General features: G+C 63.8%; 4 protein-coding genes. All 4 read right to left on the reverse strand.

Features of this window, described 5'->3' with window-relative positions:
- Positions 1-32 precede the first annotated feature (32 nt).
- Entirely contained in the window at positions 33-1,406 is a 1,374-nt protein-coding gene (locus VEY12_07075; GenBank protein HYM39890.1) for a replication factor C large subunit, read from the reverse strand.
- A 146-nt stretch (positions 1,407-1,552) separates the two neighbouring features.
- Complete coding sequence (locus VEY12_07080) at positions 1,553-1,705, reverse strand: hypothetical protein (GenBank protein HYM39891.1); 153 nt, start codon at positions 1,703-1,705, stop codon at positions 1,553-1,555.
- Positions 1,706-2,110: 405 nt separating this feature from the next.
- Positions 2,111-2,842: a recombinase family protein gene (locus VEY12_07085; GenBank protein ID HYM39892.1), complete on the reverse strand. Its 732-nt coding sequence runs from the start codon at positions 2,840-2,842 to the stop codon at positions 2,111-2,113.
- Positions 2,843-2,845: 3 nt separating this feature from the next.
- Positions 2,846-3,676: a recombinase family protein gene (locus tag VEY12_07090; GenBank protein HYM39893.1), complete on the reverse strand. Its 831-nt coding sequence runs from the start codon at positions 3,674-3,676 to the stop codon at positions 2,846-2,848.
- Positions 3,677-3,703: the final 27 nt, after the last annotated feature.

Here is a 3,703-nt window from a genome sequence, read left to right on the forward strand (position 1 = left end):
GCCCGACCAACCGCCGCTGCGCAGCGAGGGGCTCAGTCTTCATCCCGGGTCTCCTCGAAGTTCGCGAGGCCGGACCTGCCCGACTCGGCGGCCTTGTGGGCGCCCTCAACGCGGCTCGCCCGCTCGAGGAGATGCTTCACGGGATGGCTGTCTTCGGCCTCGTCGAGGAGGTAGGCGAGCTCCTTTCCGTCGAGCCCGAGCATTGCGGTCATCTGCACCCGGAGTTCCTCGTCGCCCGAGAAGAGTCCCTTGAAGGCGGGCAGGATATCGTTCAAGACGACCGCGGAGGACGTGTGCAGGTAGTGGCCCAGCTTCTTGGCCAGGGAGTTCCGGGCCATCCGCATGCCTCGGGAACGGGACATCTGAAGGAGGTACTGAGGAAACCCGAGCTGACCGCCGCGGGGTCGGTCGCGGCGTGCCGTGGCCACCCCTGCGGACATCAGCTCCCTCGCGAAGGACCAGAGGCCATAATCCTGCCGACGCCGGACGCGCCCCAGGTAGATGTCCGCGCGGCTCAGGCGCTCGAAGCCGCGCACTCGATCGCCCGGGGTGCCGTACTCGTAGGGCAGGTTGTGGTCCACCCACAGGATCAAGTCCTCGGGAGACTCGTCCAGCCCGAGCACGGAGTCTCGCGCACGCCGCGCGTCCCCCGATCGAAAGATCTCTTCCAGGGCCGTGAAGATGGTCCGCTCCCGATCCCGGTTCCCCAGGGCTGCCGTCGCATCGCCGTGCAGCTCCTTCCTCCCGGTCGCGAGGGATTCCAGGTCGTTGACCGCGGAGCGCAGGTCGCCCTGGGAGCGCTCGATGACGAAGTCCAGGACATCCTCGTCGACCTGGATGTCCTCCTTGCGGGATACATCCCGAAGTAGACTTTTCATGGCGGCCCTGTTAACACGTTGGAATTTAATGGTCCGGCATGAACGCCTCAGGGACGAGGACCGCCGGGTCAGGGCGTAGTAGTCGTTCGCGATGAGGACCACAGGCTGCCGCGTGTTCTGGATCAACCTCACGATGGCCGCGATCCCTCCCTTGTCCTCCCGCCCGAAGACGTTGTCGGCCTCGTCCAAGATGATGAGCTTCCTCCCGCCCTCTTGGGTCTGCAGGAACTCGCCGGTGGGTGAGAAGGTCTGCAGGACGGAGCCGCGCGTCGCGGTCCGCTCGATCGCCTCCGCGTTGCGGCTGTCCGAGGCGTTCATCTCGATGACCGCCCAACCCATGTCCCGCCCAAGCGCCAGTGCGGCGGTCGTCTTCCCGATTCCCGGGTCCCCCTGCAGGATCACCGCCTTCTTGTCCGGCCTTCCCCGGACCCAACCGTCTGCCCACCTCCGCAATTCGGCGACCGCGGCGGGATTCCCGACAATCCCGTCGAGGGTGGTCGGTCGGTACTTCTCGACCCAGGGGATCATGGAGGTTCGACGGAACGCCCTCCCGCCTGATAACTCTTGCAGCGGGGTGGCGGAAACCCCGTTTTTTGCATCAAGCTTGGAAAAGTATAGCTGTATCCGGACTGTAATGCAAATTATACGTTTGTGCTATACTCAACTTTGGATGACTATTTCTGTCCATCGTGATTTGCAGACTCGTACAGATCGCAGAGCTCGGTCAGGAACTCGTCGTAGGTAGCCCGAAACTTCAGCCGGTACAAGCGATCCCGCGTCGACGGGCTCAACTGGATTGTCGTGATGTCCTTGACACGCTTTGCCACGGATGCTCGCCGAATCCATAGTTCTATGCGTGCGTATAGAACTATGTGTTGTCAAGGCGGGAAACCGCGGGCTCCCGTTTACATACGGACTACCGAACGTAAACGGCACGGAAGCCCGAAAGTGGGTCGTTTCTCCCTGGTTTTGCGACACGGACACGGGTGGCCCCCGCGCGGATCCTCCCAGGCAACCCGTTCTGCAAGCCGACGAGGAACGTGTCCGATTCGGAATGGCCAGCCCGATCCGTAGAGTTATGGTTGAGCAACTATAACTTCCAACCCGGACTGGGAATTGCCTGCCGCTGCTAAACGGACCCGTTGCGTCGCGGCCGCGATGTGATGTGGAGTAGGCTGCTTCGTCCACCATGGCATTTCGAAGCATGGCACGGTCCGGGAGCCAAGCCGAGGTTACTCGACGTAGTCCTCGAGCTTCAGTTGCGGCGCTTCCATCTTCCGCTGGTCCGGGCGGCGGATCCGGCGCTGCATTTCGGACTGGACGCGGTTGAACGTGTCGAGCTCAATGAGCGCCTCGTGCTTTCCGCGCTTGATCCCCCCGTTCAGACGAGAGAGGCCGCAATACACCGGGTTGCTCAGGATGTTCGCGATCGTCTGGCTGGCCCAGGCCCGCCCCGTCTTCGTCCGGAAGCCCTCCCGGTTCAGTTCCTGGCAGATTTTGGCGATGCCCTTCCCCTCGAGGTAGCGGCGGAAGATGATGGACACGACCCGTGCCTCCTCGGGGCGGATCTGGAGGGCTCCGTTCACGTAGTCGTAGCCGTACGGGCTGGCGTAGGCGAGGAAGGAATTCGTCTTCTTCGTGGCCGCGTTGAGCGCCTCGGCGCTCTGCTGCCCGCGTGCGCGACGCACGACCTCGCGCTCGTTGAGGTTCCTTTCCATGCAGAGCCGACGGAGCGCCTCCTCCTCGTCGTCCACCCCGTAGTGCTGGAGCATCTCTCGGGTGGATCCGAACCGCATGTACACTTCCCAGAACAGGAGGCCGTCCGTCGGGGCCGTGTCCGCGCAGTGCTTGCAGAGGATCACCTTCTCCCTCCGCACGGTCGGATCGCCGCGGGGATTCGCGTCGACCTCGTGGTTCACGAGATTCTTGGTCCCCCAGCACCGCTGGCACCGGCCGTCGGGCACGCCTCAGGCCTCCAGGGTCAGAGGCGGCTCGTGTGCGGTGGCGAACGGGGCGCGCGCTCGGATGGCTTGCTGCACCGCATTGAACGTTGCGGCGGGTACGATGGGCTCGTGCTCGGCCTTCCGCTCGAACCGGTCCCACCGAAGATGACCTGCGTAGACGGGGTTGTGCAGGATCCGATACACCTTGACCGCGGTCCAGTCGCGATTCCGCTTCGTCCTGATACCGCGGTGGTTGAGTTCAGCGGCGATTGCGTCCATGGTCTTCCCCGCCAAGGCTAGATCGAAGATGCTCCGCACGATGCCCGCTTCCTGAGTGTTGACATGGAGCGAGCCCTCCCGGACCTCGTAGCCCAGCGGTGCGGGGAAGCCAAGTACCCCGGGGCCGGCCTTTGCCTTTTGGGACATGCCCATGTAGACACGCTCGCCGATCTGCTCGGACTCGAGCTGGGCGATCCGCTGGATGATGTCCATCACGAAACGCCCCATGGCCGTCGTCGTGTCCAGGGACTCCGTGGCGGAGACGAAGTCCTTCCCGGTCCCGCCCAGGTCCTCCATCATCTCCATGAAGTGCCGCGAGTTGCGGTGAATCCGGTCCATCTTGAGGACCAGGATCGTGTCCCAGGCCGCGCGCTCCTCCATCATCTTCTGGTAGGCGGGCCGTTTCACGGTCCGCCCCGAATGTCCATCGTCCCGGTATGTGCCGGCGATCTCCCATCCGCGAGCCTGGCAGTACGCCCGGAGCCTCTCTTCCTGAGCGGCCAAGGAGAAGCCCTCCTTGGCTTGGTCTTCGGTCGATACCCTAGTGTAGATAGCGACACGTACCACTGAGCGCACCCATCCCGTGCGCGCGCGAATTGAACT

It is taken from the genome of Thermoplasmata archaeon (assembly GCA_035632695.1).
GTDB lineage: Archaea > Thermoplasmatota > Thermoplasmata > RBG-16-68-12 > RBG-16-68-12 > RBG-16-68-12.